The following is a 16,308-nucleotide window of genomic DNA, read 5'->3' as shown; positions in this document are numbered from 1 at the left end:
CCTTGCGGGGGAGGATTTCAGACGATCGGCGTCACCAGTTCGCCGAGATTGCCGATCTCCATCCGCACCACGTCACCCGGCTGCAGATATTCGGGTGGCTTGCGACCGTGGCCAACACCGGCTGGCGTACCGGTGGCGATCACGTCACCCGGCTCCAGCGTCATGATCGAGGAGAGGTGGGCGACGATCTCGGCCACGCCGTAGACCATCTGCGCGGTGGACGAATCCTGCTTCGTCACGCCGTTGACCGACAGATGCACCGGCATCGCGTCGGGATCGCCGGCAAAAGCCGACGGCACGAAATACGGTCCCATGGGGCCGAAGCCATCGAAGCATTTGTGCTTCACCCAGTCGACCCCGATCGGCGGGCGTGAGGCGATCCAGTCGCGGGCCGAGAGGTCGTTGAAATTGGCGTAGCCGGCGACGACGTTGAGCGCTCTCTCTTTCGGCACGTCGCGGCAGCGCTTGCCGATGATCACGGCAAGCTCGGCTTCATAGTCCATCATTTCCGCGATCGTCGGCTTCTCCACGGGCTTGCCCGACCCGCGCAGCGTCGTACTCGGCGGCATCAGGAAGGAATACGGGTAGGTCGGTGTGATCGGGATCGGCATCTCTGCGATGTGATCGTGGTAATTGGCGCCGATACAGATCAGTTTGCGGGGCAGCGCGATCGGCGGAAGGAAGGCGAGCGAGGCGGCGGGCAGGGTATCTTCGCCGAAGCGCGAGGTGGCCGCGATCCGATCGCGCAGCACGGCGGACCAGTGCGCCCAATCCGCCAGCAGCGGCAGGATGTCGGCGGGCGTGCCGCCCAGTCGATCGAGGTCGCCCGGTTCCAGCAACGCGGCCAGTGGCATCGCCGCCCCCTCGCGCTCGACCACCACGGTGGCGGCGCCGTCCTGCTCGACGGTCGCCAGTCGATATGCCTCGCTCATTGCCCCTCCTTCGCCCTCTCCAGTTGTTCGGCCTTGGTCTCGTTGCCGATGCCCCAATGCTCGGGCGGCACTTCGTTCAGGATCACGCGCACCGAGGCGGACGGCACGTCCAGCGCGCGCACCGCGGCGGCGGCGATCTCGCGGATAAGCACTCGCTTCTTCGCGGCATCTCGTCCGGTCAGCAGGTTGACGGTGATGATCGGCATCAGGCGAACGGCATGGCTTGCAACTCGGCCCGCAACGCGGCCCACGGTATATGCTGCCCGGCCGCCTCGGCCCAGACCGGTCCCTGATCGAGATAGGCGCGTTGTTCGCAGATCAGGTTGCCGCGCGTGCGGATCACGTCGCAGCAGGGCACGGTGACGCTGTGCCCGTCGAGCCGCTCATAATCGACCTCGGCCTCGACGAAGATCAGGTCCTCGGCGGCGACCGTTACGCGCCAGATATTGTGGCGCAGCCGGCCGATCAGCGACCAGAAGTGCAGCACCTGCTCGCGTGCGTCGGCCTTGCCGATCACCGGTGGGCGGCCGCCGAACAGGAAGACGTGATCGTCGGTCAGCATGTCGATGAAGCCGTCTATATCTTTGCGGTCGACGGCGGCGAAGCGCGCCAGCACCCAATGATCCTGCACCATCCTCGCCTCCGGTTCCTCGGATCGCCCTATCAAGTGGATATACATTTCGCGAATATCGACGTCGGCGTCAAGATAGGATTTATACGTCCAAAATGCTTTCGATTACGATTTTTCTCGAATATAGTCCCCGTGGTACGAGCGGCCGGAGGGTCGCGAGACCACTGTCAATGACTCGATAGTGGATACACTAAGGAGGGGTGATGCAGGAGAAGAAGCTGCCGGATGATCCTGTGGGTTGGAGCTGCTACACCAGCCAGCCGGGCGAGAGCCTCGCTCTGTTCGAGGCGGCGCGGGCGCGCTGCCCGGTCGCGCACAGCACCGGGCATGACGGCTTTCACATGCTGCTCGACCACAAGGACGTGCGCAAGGCGATGGCGGATCACCGCACCTTCTCGTCCGAGCCGCAGGTGCTGCGCCCGATGCTGCCGCGCAACCCGATCCCCGCGCTGGAGATGGACCCGCCGCGTCACGGCGCCTGGCGCGCGATCTTCAACGCGGCGGTGACGCCGAAAACGCCGGAGGCGATGGAGCCATTCGTGCGCGCCGACGTGCGCCGTCACCTCGCGCGCATCGCGCCGTACGGTGGCTGCGATATCGTCGCCGAACTGTGCGAGCCGGTGCCCGCCGAAACCATCTGCCACCTCGTCGGCATCGAGGAGGATCGCGTGCCCCCGATCCGCGAGGCGGCCATCGCGATGTTCGCGGCGCAGGGCGATCCCGATGAATTCGGCCGCCGTCAGGCCGATTTCGCTGCCGTCACCGTGTCCGAAGTCCACGCGCGCCGCGCCGCGCCCCGCGACGACTTCCTCTCCTCGCTCGCCGAAATGACGGTGGAGGGGCGCAGCCTCGATGACGACGATTATGTCGTGCTGCTCGCCGCTTTCCTGGGCGCGGGCCACCATAGCACCACTTCGGCGCTGGCCAGTCTGATCTACGAGGTATTCTCCGTCCATGATCGGCGCGACCGGCTGGCGGCGGACCCGGCACTGATCCCGGTCGCGGTGGAGGAGGCGCTACGCCTGCACCCGCCCTTCTTCGGCTTCTTCCGCCGCACGAAGGGCGAGGTCGAGGTGGCGGGCGTCACCATTCCGAAGGGCGGAGATGTCTACGTCGGCTGGGCGGCGGCCAATCGCGATCCCACGGTCTTCGAGGAACCCGCCTGCTTTCGACTCGATCGCGAGACAAACCGCCACATGAGTTTCGGCTTCGGCATCCACAATTGTCCGGGTGCCAATCTCGCGCGGATGGAAATGCGGGTGGTGCTGGAGGAACTGCTCGTCACCTTTCCCGATTTCCGGATCGTGGACGAGGCGCCCGAATATCGCTTCGGCGGCGGCGACTACAGCTTCATCCCCGAACTGAGCGCAACATGGACGCCGCCCGCCTAGCGGCGCACCTCGGCACACGCCTCGGCGACCAATGCCCGCAGCCAGCGATGCGCCGGATCCTGATCATGGCGCGCGTGCCAGAGCTGGCGGATCGCGATGGTATCGAAATCATCGGGCAGGGAGAGGGTGCGCAGGGTATCGCCCGTCTGCATCAGCCCGGCGAGCTGGGCAGGGACTACGCCGATCGCCCGCGTACCGGCAACCAGCCGTCCGAGCGCCAGGAAGCTGGCGACACGGACACGCGGTGGATGGCGGTCGGACATGCCGCTGACGCCGATATCCTCGACCGTCCACGGACTGCCCGGAAACTGGGTTGCGACATGCGGGTAGGCTAGGAGTTCGTCGAGCGTCACGGCGCCCGTGAGCGGATGGGTCTCGTCCACGATGCCCACGAAATGCTCCTCCATGAGCGTCTGCGTACGCACCATGGCCGCCATCTCGCCTGCCACCTGGCCGAGTATGTCACCGGTCAGGCAGAGATCGACCGAGCCCGTGTAGACACTGGCGGCGGGCTGATCGATCAGCACCGTCTCGAAACGGAGGTTCGGCGCCATGCTCTCGGCCCGCCGGAACACGACGGGCAGGATGAGGAACAGGCCAAATTCCGAAGTCATGATCCGGAACGTGCGGGCAAGGGTGGCGGGGTCGAAGTCGGTCACGGGGCGCATCGCCTGCGTCGCGGCGAGCAACGCCTGTCGCACCTCGGGTGCCAGCGTTTCGGCTCGTGAAGTCAACTCCATGTGGCGGCCGACGCGAACCAGCAGGGGGTCGCTCATCCGTTCGCGCAACCGTGCCAGCATTCCGCTCATCGTCGGTTGGCTGACGCCGATCCGTCGCGCGGCCTCGGTCACGCTGCGCGTTTCCAGCAGGGCATCGAGCGGCCGCAGCAGATTGAGATCGAAATCGGCCATGGACGGATGATGCCGATGTAGTGGCTTCGTTTCAACAAGGCATCGGGTAAATGTGGGAAAATCTCACCATCCATCGGATATTCCGATATTTATATCGGTCTGCCGAATTTCCCGGCCGACACGCCGGGGCGTATCCTTTCGCCAACCACAAGGAGGATGGCATGAACGTGATGACGCCGGTCGCCGCGAGCGTGAACGACGATCCGCCCTCGATCGAGACATTGCTCGATCGCGCCCGAGCGCTCCGCCCGATGCTGATGGAACGGGCCGCCGCCACCGAGGCTGACCGCCGAGTGAGCGCGGAAGTGACACGGATTCTGGTTGAAGCCGGGCTGTATCGGCTCGGCCAGCCAAAGCGCTTCGGCGGCTACGAATATGGGCCTAGCGACTTGCTGCGGCTGGGCTTCGAGATCGGGCGCGGATGCGGCAGCACCGGATGGTGCGCGATGATCGCCAATGTCAATGCCTGGCTCGCCGCGTACTGGCCGCTCCGGGCGCAGGAGGAGATATGGGGCGACAATGCCGACCATCTCGTCACCGGCACGTTCGTGCCCACCGGCAATTGCGACGCGGCGAACGGCGGCTACAGGGTGTGGGGGCGATGGCCCTTTTCCAGCAATTGCGACAATTCCGACTGGCTGTTCGTTTCCGCCTTGCTGCCCGCGGCGGAGGGGCAAGCGCCGAGCGTGGGCTGGTTCATGGTGCCGCGCGCCGATGTCGGCATCGATCAGGCAAGCTGGCATGTCGCGGGGATGCAGGGCACCGGAAGCAAGACGTTGTTGGCCGAAACGCCGATCTTCGTGCCCGAACATCGCGTGATCCGTTTTGCCGATGTCGAGCGGGGCACCACGCCGGGGCGGGATGTTCCCGACAATGTCATGGCACGCTTCAACTTCGCTACGATGGGCGCGGTGACCCTGGTGGCGCCGCTGCTCGGCACCGCCCAGGCGGCGCTCGACTGGTATGGCGAGGCGATGCGCACCAAGGCGAAGGCCTCGCTCAAGCCCGGCGCTCCGATGAGCGTCGCGCAGAACCCGCAGGCGCAGGCCCGAGCGGGCGAAGCTCAGGCACGGATCGATGCGGCGCTGGCGCTGCTGCTCGCAGACCTTGCGCCGGTCGAGGCGAAGGTGCGTGCGGGCGAGGAACCGGACGTTGCCGATCGCATTCGCATCCGCCGCGACATCGGCTTTTCGGCGCGGCAGGCGGCGGACGCGGTGAACCTGCTGTTCGAGGGGGCGGGGGCCGCATCGGCTGCGCTGGATGCACCGATCCAGCGCTACTGGCGCGACATCAACGCGGCGGCGCGCCATGCCAGCCTCGACACGCAGGCGATTTACGCGCTCGTAGGCCAGCAGGTTTTCGGTCTGGATCCCAAAGGCCAGTTCTGATCGGGGAGCCGTCCGTGCGGCCTAGCGCACGGCAATGCCGTCGTCGGCGCTGCTGAATACCCGGCGCGACTGGCACCAGATCTCGAACGGGGCACCGGAATGCTCACGCTCGCCGAGCGCGATCGCCTCAGCGTCGGTGGTGGCGCTGATATCGCGCCCCTGGGTAATGCGGCCGGTTACGGGATGCAGACCATAAAGGCGGTAGTGCATATGCGGACTCCGTCCCCGGAAGGCCGGTGCTATGGGCGCACGGCCTTGCGACTTCTGGTCGTCCTCCCGGTGACGATCGCCCGATTGTCTAGCAGGAAAACGGAGATCCGTTGCTAATCGGGATCAAGTTAACGCGAGAATGTTACGGGCCGGGCGAACCGTTCGCCCGGCCTGTCACGATCATCTCGCCACGATCAGACGGCAGCCTTGAGCTGGTCGATCAGGTCGGTCTTTTCCCAAGGGAAGAAATCGCCATCCGCATCGCGGCCGAAATGGCCGTAGGCGGCAGTCTTCTGATAGATCGGCTTGTTGAGGCCGAGATGCTCGCGGATGCCCTTGGGCGTCAGACGGACGAGCTTGGGCAGCGCCGCCTCGATCTTCGCCTCGTCCACCGTGCCGGTGCCGTGCGTGTCGACATAGATGCTGAGCGGCTCGGCGATGCCGATCGCGTAGCTCAGCTGGATCGTGCAGCGCTTGGCGAGGCCGGCGGCGACCACGTTCTTGGCGAGGTAGCGCGCGATATAGGCGGCCGAGCGATCCACCTTGGTCGGATCCTTGCCCGAGAAGGCGCCGCCGCCGTGGGGGCTGGCGCCGCCGTAGGTGTCGACGATGATCTTGCGGCCGGTGAGGCCGGCGTCGCCGTCCGGTCCGCCGATCTCGAACAGGCCGGTCGGGTTGACGTAGATCTGCTCCTCGGCCGGCAGCCAGCCCTCGGGCAGGATCTTGGCGAAGACGCCCTTCACGTAATCGCGCAGCTGCTTCTGGCCGGCGTCATTGGAGAGATCGGCGGAGTGCTGGGTCGAGACGACCAGCGCGGTCGCCCTCACCGGCACGCCGTTCTCGTACTTCAGCGTCACCTGGCTTTTGGCGTCCGGCTCGAGGAAGGGGGCGGCGCCGGAATGGCGATCCTCCGCCATCGTCTCGAGAATCTTGTGGCTGTAATAGAGCGTCGCGGGCATCATGCCCGGCGTCTCGTCGGTGGCGTAACCGAACATGATGCCCTGATCGCCGGCGCCCTCATCCTTGTTGCCGCTCTCGTCGACGCCCATCGCGATGTGGGCGGACTGCGGGTGCAGGTTGTTCTCGAACCGGAACTCCTGCCAGTGGAAGCCGGACTGTTCGTAGCCGATCCGCTTCACCGTGCCGCGCACGGCCTCCTCGATCTCGGCCTGGATGCCCGGCGCCCAATTGCCCTCCTTGTCCATGATGCCCTTGCCGCGGATTTCACCGGCCAGGACGACGAGGTTGGTGGTGGTCATCGTCTCGCAGGCGACGCGCGCCTCCGGATCCTTCGAGAGGAACAGATCGACGATCGCGTCGGAAATCTGGTCGGCGACCTTGTCGGGATGCCCTTCGGACACGGACTCGGACGTGAAGAGATAGTCACTGCGCATGGCGTCGGATGATCCTTGTGAAGCGAGCAAAAGATATAAGGGAAGCTCTATATAAAGCTATCCTTATATCGCCTAGCGGCAAATGCCAGCCCTGTCAGAAGCATGGCTATCAGCGCCACCGCCCAGTTGCCGATCATCGAGAAGAATGTGGCCGGGCGCGGGGCGGGCAGCGGAAGCTCGATCATGCCGCTCTGGTGCGCGTCGATCTGGTGCAGGATGCGGCCATCGGCGTCGATCAGCGCGGAGACGCCGTTGGGGGTGGAGCGGGCGACCGGCAGGCCTTCCTCGATCGCGCGCATCCGCGCCTGCGCGAGATGCTGCGGCGGGCCGGAGCGGCCGAACCAGGCGTCGTTGGAGGGGTTGAAGATGAAATCGGGCCGATAGGCCTCGTTCACGACCCGGCCGGAAAAGACCATCTCGTAGCAGAGCTGCATGCCGACCTTGCCGAAGCCCGGCACGTCGACGGTGGCGGGGCCGGGGCCGGGCCGGAAGTCGATCGCACCGGGCACGAGGCGCGAGAGGCCGATTGCGCTCATCAACGGGCGCATCGGCAGATATTCGCCCCACGGCACCAGATGTGCCTTGTCGTATCGCGCCCAGAGCTTGCCGCCCGCGCCGATCGTGAAGATGCTGTTGCCGGCCTCGATCTCGGTGCCGGACTTGTCGCGGATCGGCGACTCGCCGCCGCCCATCAGGAAATCCTTGGGGCCGAGGATCGAGGCGACCTGGGCACGCGCGGCAGGATCCTCCAGCACATTCTGCTCGATGCCGGATTCGGGCCACAGGATCAGGCGAGGGCGATCGCCCGGAACGCCCGACAGCGCCTGTTCGAGCGCCAGGTGGCGCTGGGCGAGGCCGGGATCCCAACGTTCGCCCTGGTCGATATTGGGCTGGATGATGCGGACGACGGGTCCCTTTGGGAAGGGCGGCGGGGCGGGCGGGGCGAACTGCTTCAGCAGGGTCGGGACCACATAGAGGCCGACCAGCAGGCCGAGGCCGATCGCGGCGGGAATGTTGGCGGTGCTGGCGATCGTGTTGCGCGTCAGCGATTCCTTGGGGCGCATCGCCAGGATGAGGATGAAACCGGCCGAGGAGACGATCAGGCCGGAGAGCGCATAGGTGCCGGCGAAGCGCGCCGCCTGCGCCAGCGGCAGGTCGATCATCGCGACCGAGGCCGGATTCCATGGAAAGCCGGTGAACACCGTGGCGCGCAGCCATTCGCATACCGCCCAGCTCGCGCCGAACAGCAGCGCCATGGTGGCTGCGCCGCCGTTCAGGCGCTTCGTCCCCCACCAGGCAGAGAAGGCGGCCAGTGCCGGATAGACGGCGAGGTAGCAGGAGAGCAGGACGACGGCGATCCAGCCGAGCCATGTCGGCATGTTCGCCTGATAGGTGAAGGCCTTGGCGATCCAGTCCAGCCCCAGCACGAACTGGCCGAGGCCGAACAGCCAGCCGATCAGCGCGGCGTGCCAGCCGCGCGTAGCCCTTGCGAGGGGGAGATACAGCAGGCCGAAGCCCAGGAGAGTCAGCGGCCATATGCCGAACGGCGCAAAGCCGAAGGCCGAGAGGATGCCGAGCGCGAGCGCGATTCCGAACGATGCCATGGCGGCCCGCTAGCGGTTCGCGCGCGCGAAAGCCAGCGGGAGCGGGTGTCACGCCATAGGCTCCCGCTGGCTCGCCTGCCCCCACCGGGGAAAGAGGCACTCAGTGCGCGAGTGCCGTCCGAGTCGGGCTGCCGGCCGCCGGAGCCGCTTCCGCGACCCGGTAGTGGGCAAGCACCGTCAGCGCGGCGACCACGTCGGCCGGCAATGCCACCGGCTGCTGCGGCGTGGGCTGCGGGGCGGCGAGCGCCACGATGGGCGGCAGAGCCTCCGCCGTAGCCGGCGTGGCCAGCGCCATCGTCACCGGCCTGGCGGGGGCATCGCATACGCCGCCCGGCAGCGACGCCGGGAAAACCCGCGCGTCGGCGACCTGCTGGAGTTGGGCGGGCGCGGCCGCCGATCCCTCATGTGCCAGCGCCGCAGCCTCGGCGCAGCTCGCCTCCGTGGTGGCATCGTCGCCGAAGCCGTTTGCGAGGCTGGTGGCGAACCGGTCATAATCCGCCTGCGCGCCGCCGGCCGCCGCGAAATGCTGCTTGATGACCAGATTGGCCGCTGCGATCGCATCCTTCTGCGCGATGACGAAGCCGTCATAGTCGGCAGAGATGTCGATATGCGCGGCGCGGCAGCGCAGAGCCGCCACCATCAGCATCGTCTGCATCTCGCGAACCTGCGCGGCGCTCGTCTCGCGCATGTTCCAGCACCCGGCCTGTGCAGGTGCAACCGCCCCCGTCGCCGCAAGCACGAGGCCCGCGACCCACTTGTTAACGATCCCCATGATACCGATCCCCGGCCGGCGCCCCCCGATTGGATCACCGACAGGGTGCAAGATGTGCCTCGCGTCTTACCCGAACCTTGCCGGATATGATGAAGATCGCCGACTCGACTTTCGTATATCGTTGTGAATCCGTAACTTACGGCCTCTTCCCTGCTGCCGTTCGGTAAGCGTATCGTTGACCCTATGCAGCATCGTCCCTTCCACCTCGCCTTTCCCGTCCACGATCTTGCGGAAGCGCGCGCTTTCTATGGCGGCACGCTCGGCTGCGCGGAGGGGCGGAGTAGCGATTCGTGGATCGACTTCGACCTCTATGGCCACCAGATCGTCGCGCATCTGGATGCCGGAAGAGCGGCGGCGGCGGCGATCGTCAATCCGGTGGACGGGCATGACGTGCCCGTGCCGCATTTCGGGGTGGTGCTCGGTTGGGAGGAATGGCACGCCCTCGCCGATCGACTGGCGGCGTCCGGCACGCGTTTCGGCATCGCGCCGCATATCCGCTTCGTCGGCCAGCCGGGCGAGCAGGCAACGATGTTCTTTCAGGATCCTTCGGGCAATGCCCTGGAATTCAAGGCATTCCGCGACATCGGGAAGTTGTTTGCGACGACGTGAAACGGGCCGGATGTCTCCACCCGGCCCGATCGATCACTCAGTAGCCGTAATAGCCGCGGCCATAATAGCCGTTGTAGCCGTAGCGATGGTGATGGCGCCACGCCCAGCGGCGGTCACGTTCGCGATGATGGCGCCACTCGCGATCACGGCCCCAGCGGTCGCCGCGATCCCAGCCGTGATGACGATCGTAGCCGTGGTGGTAGCCGTCGCCATAACGATGCGCGGAAGCCGGAGCGGCACCGATCGCGGTCGCGCCGATCGAAACGGCGGTGGCCAGCATGATGAGACCCTTACGCATGACAGAACTCCTTTCCTTCATGACAAGACTCACCCTAGGCCTCCGCAACTGAACTGCCGCTGAGGTCACCGTTCATGGCGGCGCAAGTAGAACATCGCGGATATGAAAAAGGCCGGGCTTTCGGCCCGGCCTTGTCCAAAAACGAAGCTGGAAGGAATTACCAGCGGCGGCCATGATAGCCGCGATGATAATAGCCGCGGCCATAATGACCGCGATGCCAGCCGCGACCGTAATAGCCGCGATAGCCGCCATAATAACCACCGTAATAGACGGGCGGCGGGGCATAATAGCCGCCGTAATATGCGGGGTAATAGCCTCCGCCATAATAAGCCGGGTAGGCCGGACCACCGATACCGACCGACACGAACGTCCGCGCTGAAGCGGGCGTGGCGACAACTGCGGCACCGCCGAGCGCCGTAGCGGCGACGAGGGCCAAGGGGACGATACGCATGACGACACCTCTCGAATGTTTCAGCGTTCCATATCTAGGCCATCCTGCCTGAACCGCCGCTGATCCGGCCGTTCACACAGACGCAAGCCCGATAACCGTTCAACGCTTCGGCGGGGCGGTTGGTCCCTCGGGCGTCGCGTCGGTCACACGCCAGATCGCATTGCCGCCATCGTCCGCCACCAGCAGCGCGCCGTCCTTCGCGATCGTCACACCGACGGGGCGACCGTGAGCTTCCTCGCCGTCGGAGGAAAGGAAGCCGGTCAGCACGTCGACTGGCTTGGCGCCGCTGGGGCTGGACATATCGGGCGCGGGGCAGGGGGCTTTGTCACACAGCCCGCCGACGGGTCTGCCGAACGGCACGAACACCACCCTGTAGCCGGATGGCGGCTTGCGGTTCCACGATCCGTGCTGGCCGATGAAGGCACCGTGCGCGAACGCCGGCCCGAGCTTTGCGCCGTCCGCGAAGGCGAGGCCCAACGAGGCGGTATGCGCGCCCAGCGCGTAATCGGGTTTGCGGGTATCGTCGATATAATCGGGCGCCGGATCCTTCACCCGCTTGTCGACATGATCGCCCCAATAGCGCCACGGCCAGCCGTAGAAGCTGCCCGGCGGCACCGACGTCAGGTAATCGGGCACGAGATCCGATCCCAGTTCGTCGCGCTCGTTGGAGACGGTCCACAGTGTGCCGTCCGGCGTCCAGCCCATGCCGTTGGGATTGCGGATGCCCGCGGCGAAGGCGTGGTGCGCGCCGGTCTTCGGATCGACCTCCCAGATCTGGGCGCGATCCTTCTCCGCAGCGATCCCCCGCTCGCCGACGTTGGAGTTGGAGCCGATCGTCACGTAGAGCTTCGATCCGTCCGGCGAGGCGATGACGTTCTTGGTCCAGTGATGGTTGATCGTGCCCGCCGGCAGGTCGGTCACCTTGCGCGGCTTCGCGTCGATCCTCGTCTCGCCGGTTTTGTAAGGGAAGGCGAGCAGCGCGTCGGTGTCGGCAACGTAGAGCGTGTCGCCGACCAGGGCCATGCCGAAGGGCGAGTTCAGGCCGGAGAGGAACACCGTCCTCTGGTCCGCCAAGCCATCGCCGTTGGTATCGCGCAGCAGCGTGATCCGGTTGGCGGAGGGCGCGCCGGCACCCGCCCTCTTCATGAACATCTTGGTGATACGGCCCTTGATGCCCGGATTGTCGTCGGGCTTGGGCGGGGTGTTGGTCTCGGCGACAAGCACGTCGCCATTGGGCAGCGCCAGCAGCCAGCGCGGATGATCGAGCCCGCGCGCGAAGGCGTTGACCTTCAGGCCCGGCGCGGGCGTCGGGGCCTCATTGTCCTTCCAGCCGACGATCCTGGCGATCGAGACCGTCGGGATGAGGTGATGCACCTCCGGCAGCAGGGTGGGATCGGGGCCTTCCCCGGCGGTGATGTCCTGCTTCGCCTTCTCGTTGCAGCCGGCAAGGGCGAGGAGAAGGGCGAAGGGAATGATGGCGCGCTTCATGGCAGTCTCCGGCGGGTTCGCGGTCTTGCGCCGCGTGTACGGGAAACGTGCCGCAGGCGAAATGGATGCGGCTCGCGCGGCTTCCTCTCACGAGGGAAAGCTCACTCCTCTCCCACGGTTTCCGCGACGGGTGGGTGCAGGCGCAGTCGCGTCACGCGGCGCTGGTCGCCGTCGGTGACTTCCAGCGTCCAACCGCTCTCATGCTCCAGCATGTCGCCGACCTGCGGAATCCGGTCCGCGATCGAGGCGGCGAGGCCACCCAGCGTATCGATCGGCTCGTCGGTCTCACCCAGCCGGGGATCGACCGTCTCGGCGACATCCTCCAGCTCGGCGCGCGCATCCGCGTCCCAGGCACCATCGTCGAGCGGCACGAGCAGCTGCGTCGGCGCGTCGTCATGCTCGTCCTCGATGTCGCCGACGATCTCCTCGACCAGATCCTCGATCGTGACGAGGCCCTCGGTGCCCGAATATTCGTCCACCACGATGGCGAGGTGGGTCTGCGTCGCGCGCATCTCGGCGAGCAGTTCGATCACACCCATCGCTTCCGGAACGTAACGCGGCTGGCGGATCAGCGCGGTGATCGCGGCAGGCTTCGGCGCGGTGCCGGCGAGGATCGCGAACACGTCCTTGACGTGGATCATGCCGGTCACGGTGTCGAGCGTCTCGCGATAGACCGGCAGGCGCGAATGGCCGGCATCGGCAAAGAGCTTCACCAGATCCTCGAAGCTCGCGTCCTGATCGATGGCGATGATGTCGCCGCGCGGAACGGCGACGTCCCGAACGGTGCGCTCGCCGAAATCGAGCAGGTTGCGCAGCATGATGCGTTCGACCGGCGAGAGATCGAGCGCGTTGGGCGCATCGTCCTCATGGTCTTCGATCGCCTCCTCGATCTGGTCGCGGAGCGTCGGTTCGGAGCCTTCGCCGAAGAGCATCTGGCGCAGGCCGGACCACAGATTCCCGCCGTTGCCGGCGGGGCTTCTACTGTAATCGTCGGGCATGACGGTGTGCGGGAACCCCTGTTCGTTGTGAAACCGATTCTAGCGGGTGGGGAGGGGCTGAGTCGAGACGGATAAAGAAGAACCGTTCGCACTGAGCCTGTCGAAGTGCCGTTCTTCTTTTCGACGCCCGAAGACGAAAGGGCAGGGCTTCGACAGGCTCAGCCCGGACGGCGGGGCGTCAATCCTCCACCGGATAGGGATCGGCGATCCCCAGGCTCGCCAGCGCCTCGCGTTCGGCCTGCTCCATCTCCTCGGCGTCCTGATCGGTCATGTGGTCGTAGCCGAGCAGGTGGAAGGTGCCATGGACGACGAGGTGCGTCGCGTGCGCCTCGACGCTCACGCCCTTCTCCTCCGCCTCCCGCACGCAGACGCCGTGGGCGAGAACGATGTCGCCGAGCAGCACCTCGCCATCGTCGGAATTCTGGTCGATCGCGTCGAGCAGGTCCTCCTGCACCATCGGGAAGGAGAGGACGTTGGTCGGCTTGTCCTTCTGCCGATAGTCGCGGTTGAGCGCGTGCACCTCCTCGTCGGAGGTGAACTTCACCGATACTTCAACGACTACCGGCTCGGTCAGGAAGCGCGCGTCGGGTGAGTGCTGGATCGCGGCGCGCACCGCCTTGTCGGCGATCGCCTGCCAGCGATCGGATTCGGGCCAGCCTTCGGCATCGGTTTCAACTTGCAGCAAGGTCAAACTTTCCGGCTATCTTGCAGACGCCGCGTGGCGCTGAGGCGATCGGCAATCGCTTGCACAATGGGATGATCCGGATTTGGCAGCCCGGTTGCGAGCAAGATCCCGTCTCGGACAAGATTTTTAAGGATTTCTCCCCGGCGAAGCATCTTTTGCTTAGCTTTGAGTTTTGGAGTGTCCTTTTCAACACCAAGTTGTAAAATCAATTCGTGCTGAGTTAAATTTAGTTCCTTTGAGCGATTGTTTGCTGCGCGCATCTTTTTGGTAAAGACAGAATCGCCGCTCGGGCCGCTTATCGTTACGGCGTGTTTCTTCTTGTTCTTTTTTTTCTTGAACGGGGCCGCTGCTCTATATTCCGGCCGAGGGAAGTCAGTCCAGTCCGACCACCGAGCGCCAAACCCGATAATCGTTCCGCCCCCCAGATAGCTGCCCCTTGCCATCGATTAATACCTTATCATTCAGGTTAGCCGTTATCCGGCCCCTCATAGGCCTCGACGATCTTGCCGACCAGCGGGTGGCGCACGACGTCGCCCGCGCCGAAGCGGATCATCGCGATGCCGCGGATATCTTCCAGCTTGGCCACCGCATCCGCCAGGCCCGATTTGCCGATGTCCGGCAAATCCACCTGCCGGGGATCGCCGCACACCACCATGCGGCTGTTCTGGCCGAAGCGGGTGAGGAACATCTTCATCTGCGCGGGCGTGGTGTTCTGCGCCTCATCGAGGATGATGAAGGCGTCGCTGAGCGTCCGGCCGCGCATGAAGGCGATCGGCGCGATCTCGATCTCGCCGGACGCGATCCGCCGCTCGACCTGCTCAGCCGGCAGCATGTCGTAGAGCGCGTCGTAGAGCGGGCGGAGATAGGGATCGACCTTCTCCTTCATGTCGCCGGGCAGGAAGCCGAGCCGCTCGCCGGCTTCCACCGCCGGGCGCGACAGGATCAGGCGATCGACCTGCCCCTGCATCAGCATCTGCACCGCCTGCGCGACGGCCACATAGGTCTTGCCGGTGCCCGCCGGCCCCAGCGCGAAGACGATCTCGTCGCGGGCCAGCGCCTCCATGTAGCGGATCTGCGTGGCGGAGCGCGGAACGATCGTCTTCTTGCGGGTGCGGATTATCACCGCCGGCGGCTGGCTGACGTCCTGCCGGATGATGCCTTCCAGCACGGGTTCGTTCGACATCGCGATCACCGCCTCCACGGCGCCGGCATCGATTTCCTGCCCCTGCGCGATGCGGTTGTAGAGGCCGGTCAGCACGTCGCGTGCGCGGCCGATCGAGTCGGCGAAACCCTCGATCACCAGCTTGTTGCCGCGCGCCGAGATGTAGACGCCGAGTCGGCTCTCGATCGCGATCAGATTCTGATCGAACTCTCCGAAGAGGCGGCCCAGCAACTGGGGCTTGTCGAACACCACTTCGATGCGGGCCTTGTCTCCGGCCTGCGCGGGTACGGGCTTGCGGCTCATCCGATCCTTTCGAGATTCGAGTCTCTGAACGGAAGGTGAGCCGAGCGTGTGACAATTGCTAGTGGCTTCGCGATGCTCCGTGCGGACGCCGACGCGCGATGCATGGAAAGCACACTGGTGGTGGCTTGCAGGAATGGCGTCCCCAGGCGGTGGGCTGGACGGGGACCGCCTGGGGCGCCTGCCATCTATCGTGACGCCACGATGATGGGATCCTGGGTCGATGCCAGCCGATCGCCCGAAAGCCGCTGGGTTATCGCGGCGTTTGCAACTTCGGCATCGTGCCGAAGCGAGGCGATCATCTGGCTGCGGCTCCGGTCGTCCCGCGCGAGCACGACCCAGGCTTCCACCTTCTGACCGGTGGCGATTCCCTCCGGAAGCGGGTGAAGCCCGGACAGCCGATGCACGGCGCGCAGGGCGGCGCGATCGATCGTGCGCGAGCCGGAACCATGGGACAGCGTCACGTTTCCGGGGACGCCCGCGTCTGTGCACTGGAAGGAGACGCGAACGATACCCTGATCGTAATCGGCCGCACCGATCGGTCGCGGATATTCGATACCGGCATCGAGCTTCCGCCCGACCCGGCCGGACCATTGGGAGATCGTCTCATGGCCGGCGGTCACGGTGATCGCGTTTCCGGCCGCAGGATCGGGCGATCGCGCCGCCGCGGTTCCGACCGGCGTCAACATTGAAGCGCAAATCAATGCGCAAAACCCTGTTTTGGTGACCATCACATCCTCCGCTCGTTCGATGAGCCTCGGGCAGCTGCCTCGCATCGTGACGACGATGCGGGCGAAGCGACGAGCTTCCGGGCGACTGTGGGCTAGCAGAGTGTCTTAAAATGGGAGACTGGTAAAATTTCATATCAAATATTGAGTCTTTTATAAAATATTATGCTTCCTTTGGAGGGCGGAACTGGCCTGTTCCAAAATGTGACAGGAATCGTGTCGAATCTGCAATATATCTGAAATGAAGAACGACTGGGCGCAACTGGGGGGCGTCCCGCGCTCCGCCTCGATGGCGGAGGCGCGAGTTGCCTGTGGGACACGTCCGTCCATATTCGGCGAGAATGTAGCCGTATCGA

Annotated in this window: 19 protein-coding genes; 3 read left to right on the top strand and 16 right to left on the bottom strand. The window is 65.4% G+C overall.

The features are described 5' to 3' along the window. Nucleotides 1-17: 17 nt before the first annotated feature. From QGN17_RS09865 to QGN17_RS09855, 3 genes are read right to left on the bottom strand one after another with little or no spacing between them, the layout of a single operon-like run. Complete coding sequence (locus QGN17_RS09865; RefSeq protein WP_281044302.1) at nt 18-932, bottom strand: fumarylacetoacetate hydrolase family protein; 915 nt, start codon at nt 930-932, stop codon at nt 18-20. After that, nucleotides 929-1,138 (bottom strand): tautomerase family protein, encoded by a 210-nt coding sequence (locus tag QGN17_RS09860; protein WP_281044301.1) that lies wholly within the window; start codon nt 1,136-1,138, stop codon nt 929-931. Before QGN17_RS09860 ends, QGN17_RS09865 begins: the two co-directional genes overlap by 4 nt. Then, entirely contained in the window at nt 1,138-1,566 is a 429-nt protein-coding gene (locus QGN17_RS09855) for a nuclear transport factor 2 family protein (protein ID WP_281044300.1), read from the bottom strand. The genes QGN17_RS09860 and QGN17_RS09855 overlap by 1 nt, the downstream gene beginning before the upstream one ends. A gap of 200 nt (nt 1,567-1,766) precedes the next feature. Between QGN17_RS09855 and QGN17_RS09850 the strand changes: the two genes are divergently transcribed. After that, nucleotides 1,767-2,954 carry a cytochrome P450 gene (locus tag QGN17_RS09850; protein WP_281044299.1) on the top strand — a complete coding sequence of 396 codons (1,188 nt, stop codon included), beginning with the start codon at nt 1,767-1,769 and terminating at the stop codon, nt 2,952-2,954. Here QGN17_RS09850 and QGN17_RS09845 read toward each other — a convergent pair. Continuing rightward, nucleotides 2,951-3,865 carry a LysR family transcriptional regulator gene (locus QGN17_RS09845; protein ID WP_281044298.1) on the bottom strand — a complete coding sequence of 305 codons (915 nt, stop codon included), beginning with the start codon at nt 3,863-3,865 and terminating at the stop codon, nt 2,951-2,953. The genes QGN17_RS09850 and QGN17_RS09845 overlap by 4 nt on opposite strands. Before the next feature lie 161 nt (nt 3,866-4,026). Here QGN17_RS09845 and QGN17_RS09840 point away from each other — a divergent pair, with 161 nt between their 5' ends. After that, complete coding sequence (locus QGN17_RS09840; RefSeq protein ID WP_281044297.1) at nt 4,027-5,253, top strand: acyl-CoA dehydrogenase family protein; 1,227 nt, start codon at nt 4,027-4,029, stop codon at nt 5,251-5,253. A gap of 21 nt (nt 5,254-5,274) precedes the next feature. Here QGN17_RS09840 and QGN17_RS09835 read toward each other — a convergent pair whose 3' ends face one another. The 4 genes from QGN17_RS09835 to QGN17_RS09820 all read right to left on the bottom strand — a co-directional run bounded on the left by QGN17_RS09835 (nt 5,275) and on the right by QGN17_RS09820 (nt 9,233). Then, entirely contained in the window at nt 5,275-5,463 is a 189-nt protein-coding gene (locus QGN17_RS09835) for a hypothetical protein (protein ID WP_281044296.1), read from the bottom strand. 194 nt (nt 5,464-5,657) lie between these two features. Then, a complete protein-coding gene (metK, locus tag QGN17_RS09830; protein WP_281044295.1) occupies nt 5,658-6,857 on the bottom strand; it encodes a methionine adenosyltransferase in 1,200 nt (399 codons plus the stop codon). 47 nt (nt 6,858-6,904) lie between these two features. Beyond that, nucleotides 6,905-8,461, bottom strand: coding sequence for an apolipoprotein N-acyltransferase (gene lnt / locus QGN17_RS09825; RefSeq protein ID WP_281044294.1), 1,557 nt, complete (start codon nt 8,459-8,461; stop codon nt 6,905-6,907). 100 nt (nt 8,462-8,561) lie between these two features. Further along, nucleotides 8,562-9,233, bottom strand: coding sequence for a hypothetical protein (locus QGN17_RS09820; RefSeq protein ID WP_281044293.1), 672 nt, complete (start codon nt 9,231-9,233; stop codon nt 8,562-8,564). 183 nt (nt 9,234-9,416) lie between these two features. Here QGN17_RS09820 and QGN17_RS09815 point away from each other — a divergent pair, with 183 nt between their 5' ends. Continuing rightward, on the top strand, nt 9,417-9,842 hold the full coding sequence (locus QGN17_RS09815; protein ID WP_281044292.1) for a VOC family protein: 426 nt from the start codon (nt 9,417-9,419) through the stop codon (nt 9,840-9,842). Nucleotides 9,843-9,879: 37 nt separating this feature from the next. On the opposite strand, the gene QGN17_RS09810 is transcribed toward QGN17_RS09815, so the two are convergent. The 8 genes from QGN17_RS09810 to QGN17_RS09775 form a co-directional block, all read right to left on the bottom strand. Then, complete coding sequence (locus QGN17_RS09810; RefSeq protein ID WP_281044291.1) at nt 9,880-10,140, bottom strand: hypothetical protein; 261 nt, start codon at nt 10,138-10,140, stop codon at nt 9,880-9,882. Nucleotides 10,141-10,297: 157 nt separating this feature from the next. After that, nucleotides 10,298-10,591, bottom strand: a complete 294-nt coding sequence (locus QGN17_RS09805) for a hypothetical protein (protein ID WP_281044290.1) — start codon at nt 10,589-10,591, stop codon at nt 10,298-10,300. Nucleotides 10,592-10,690: 99 nt separating this feature from the next. Continuing rightward, a complete protein-coding gene (locus tag QGN17_RS09800; RefSeq protein WP_281044289.1) occupies nt 10,691-12,079 on the bottom strand; it encodes a PQQ-dependent sugar dehydrogenase in 1,389 nt (462 codons plus the stop codon). Nucleotides 12,080-12,180: 101 nt separating this feature from the next. Further along, a complete protein-coding gene (locus tag QGN17_RS09795) occupies nt 12,181-13,077 on the bottom strand; it encodes a hemolysin family protein (RefSeq protein WP_281044288.1) in 897 nt (298 codons plus the stop codon). Nucleotides 13,078-13,255: 178 nt separating this feature from the next. Next, nucleotides 13,256-13,762 carry an rRNA maturation RNase YbeY gene (gene ybeY, locus QGN17_RS09790; protein WP_281045192.1) on the bottom strand — a complete coding sequence of 169 codons (507 nt, stop codon included), beginning with the start codon at nt 13,760-13,762 and terminating at the stop codon, nt 13,256-13,258. A gap of 2 nt (nt 13,763-13,764) precedes the next feature. Next, entirely contained in the window at nt 13,765-14,205 is a 441-nt protein-coding gene (locus QGN17_RS09785; RefSeq protein WP_281044287.1) for a hypothetical protein, read from the bottom strand. Between the two features lie 23 nt (nt 14,206-14,228). Further along, nucleotides 14,229-15,227: a PhoH family protein gene (locus QGN17_RS09780; RefSeq protein ID WP_281044286.1), complete on the bottom strand. Its 999-nt coding sequence runs from the start codon at nt 15,225-15,227 to the stop codon at nt 14,229-14,231. A gap of 185 nt (nt 15,228-15,412) precedes the next feature. Then, nucleotides 15,413-15,913, bottom strand: a complete 501-nt coding sequence (locus tag QGN17_RS09775) for a TonB family protein (protein ID WP_281044285.1) — start codon at nt 15,911-15,913, stop codon at nt 15,413-15,415. Nucleotides 15,914-16,308 lie beyond the last annotated feature (395 nt).

It is taken from the genome of Sphingomonas oryzagri (assembly GCF_029906645.1).
Taxonomy (GTDB): domain Bacteria; phylum Pseudomonadota; class Alphaproteobacteria; order Sphingomonadales; family Sphingomonadaceae; genus Solisphingomonas; species Solisphingomonas oryzagri.
The sequence above is the reverse complement of the archived record's forward strand: the minus strand, read 5'-3'. Positions and strand labels throughout refer to the sequence as shown.

Coding starts and splice junctions, on each gene's coding strand:
- QGN17_RS09850 (WP_281044299.1), top strand. CDS start 1,767: ATGCAGGAGAAGAAGCTGCCGGATGATCCTGTGGGTTGGAGCTGCTAC.
- QGN17_RS09785 (WP_281044287.1), bottom strand. CDS start 14,205: ATGGCAAGGGGCAGCTATCTGGGGGGCGGAACGATTATCGGGTTTGGC.
- QGN17_RS09860 (WP_281044301.1), bottom strand. CDS start 1,138: ATGCCGATCATCACCGTCAACCTGCTGACCGGACGAGATGCCGCGAAG.
- QGN17_RS09820 (WP_281044293.1), bottom strand. CDS start 9,233: ATGGGGATCGTTAACAAGTGGGTCGCGGGCCTCGTGCTTGCGGCGACG.
- QGN17_RS09835 (WP_281044296.1), bottom strand. CDS start 5,463: ATGCACTACCGCCTTTATGGTCTGCATCCCGTAACCGGCCGCATTACC.
- metK (WP_281044295.1), bottom strand. CDS start 6,857: ATGCGCAGTGACTATCTCTTCACGTCCGAGTCCGTGTCCGAAGGGCAT.
- QGN17_RS09805 (WP_281044290.1), bottom strand. CDS start 10,591: ATGCGTATCGTCCCCTTGGCCCTCGTCGCCGCTACGGCGCTCGGCGGT.
- QGN17_RS09865 (WP_281044302.1), bottom strand. CDS start 932: ATGAGCGAGGCATATCGACTGGCGACCGTCGAGCAGGACGGCGCCGCC.
- QGN17_RS09840 (WP_281044297.1), top strand. CDS start 4,027: ATGAACGTGATGACGCCGGTCGCCGCGAGCGTGAACGACGATCCGCCC.
- QGN17_RS09795 (WP_281044288.1), bottom strand. CDS start 13,077: ATGCCCGACGATTACAGTAGAAGCCCCGCCGGCAACGGCGGGAATCTG.
- QGN17_RS09815 (WP_281044292.1), top strand. CDS start 9,417: ATGCAGCATCGTCCCTTCCACCTCGCCTTTCCCGTCCACGATCTTGCG.
- QGN17_RS09845 (WP_281044298.1), bottom strand. CDS start 3,865: ATGGCCGATTTCGATCTCAATCTGCTGCGGCCGCTCGATGCCCTGCTG.
- QGN17_RS09855 (WP_281044300.1), bottom strand. CDS start 1,566: ATGGTGCAGGATCATTGGGTGCTGGCGCGCTTCGCCGCCGTCGACCGC.
- QGN17_RS09800 (WP_281044289.1), bottom strand. CDS start 12,079: ATGAAGCGCGCCATCATTCCCTTCGCCCTTCTCCTCGCCCTTGCCGGC.
- QGN17_RS09780 (WP_281044286.1), bottom strand. CDS start 15,227: ATGAGCCGCAAGCCCGTACCCGCGCAGGCCGGAGACAAGGCCCGCATC.
- QGN17_RS09775 (WP_281044285.1), bottom strand. CDS start 15,913: ATGTTGACGCCGGTCGGAACCGCGGCGGCGCGATCGCCCGATCCTGCG.
- QGN17_RS09810 (WP_281044291.1), bottom strand. CDS start 10,140: ATGCGTAAGGGTCTCATCATGCTGGCCACCGCCGTTTCGATCGGCGCG.
- lnt (WP_281044294.1), bottom strand. CDS start 8,461: ATGGCATCGTTCGGAATCGCGCTCGCGCTCGGCATCCTCTCGGCCTTC.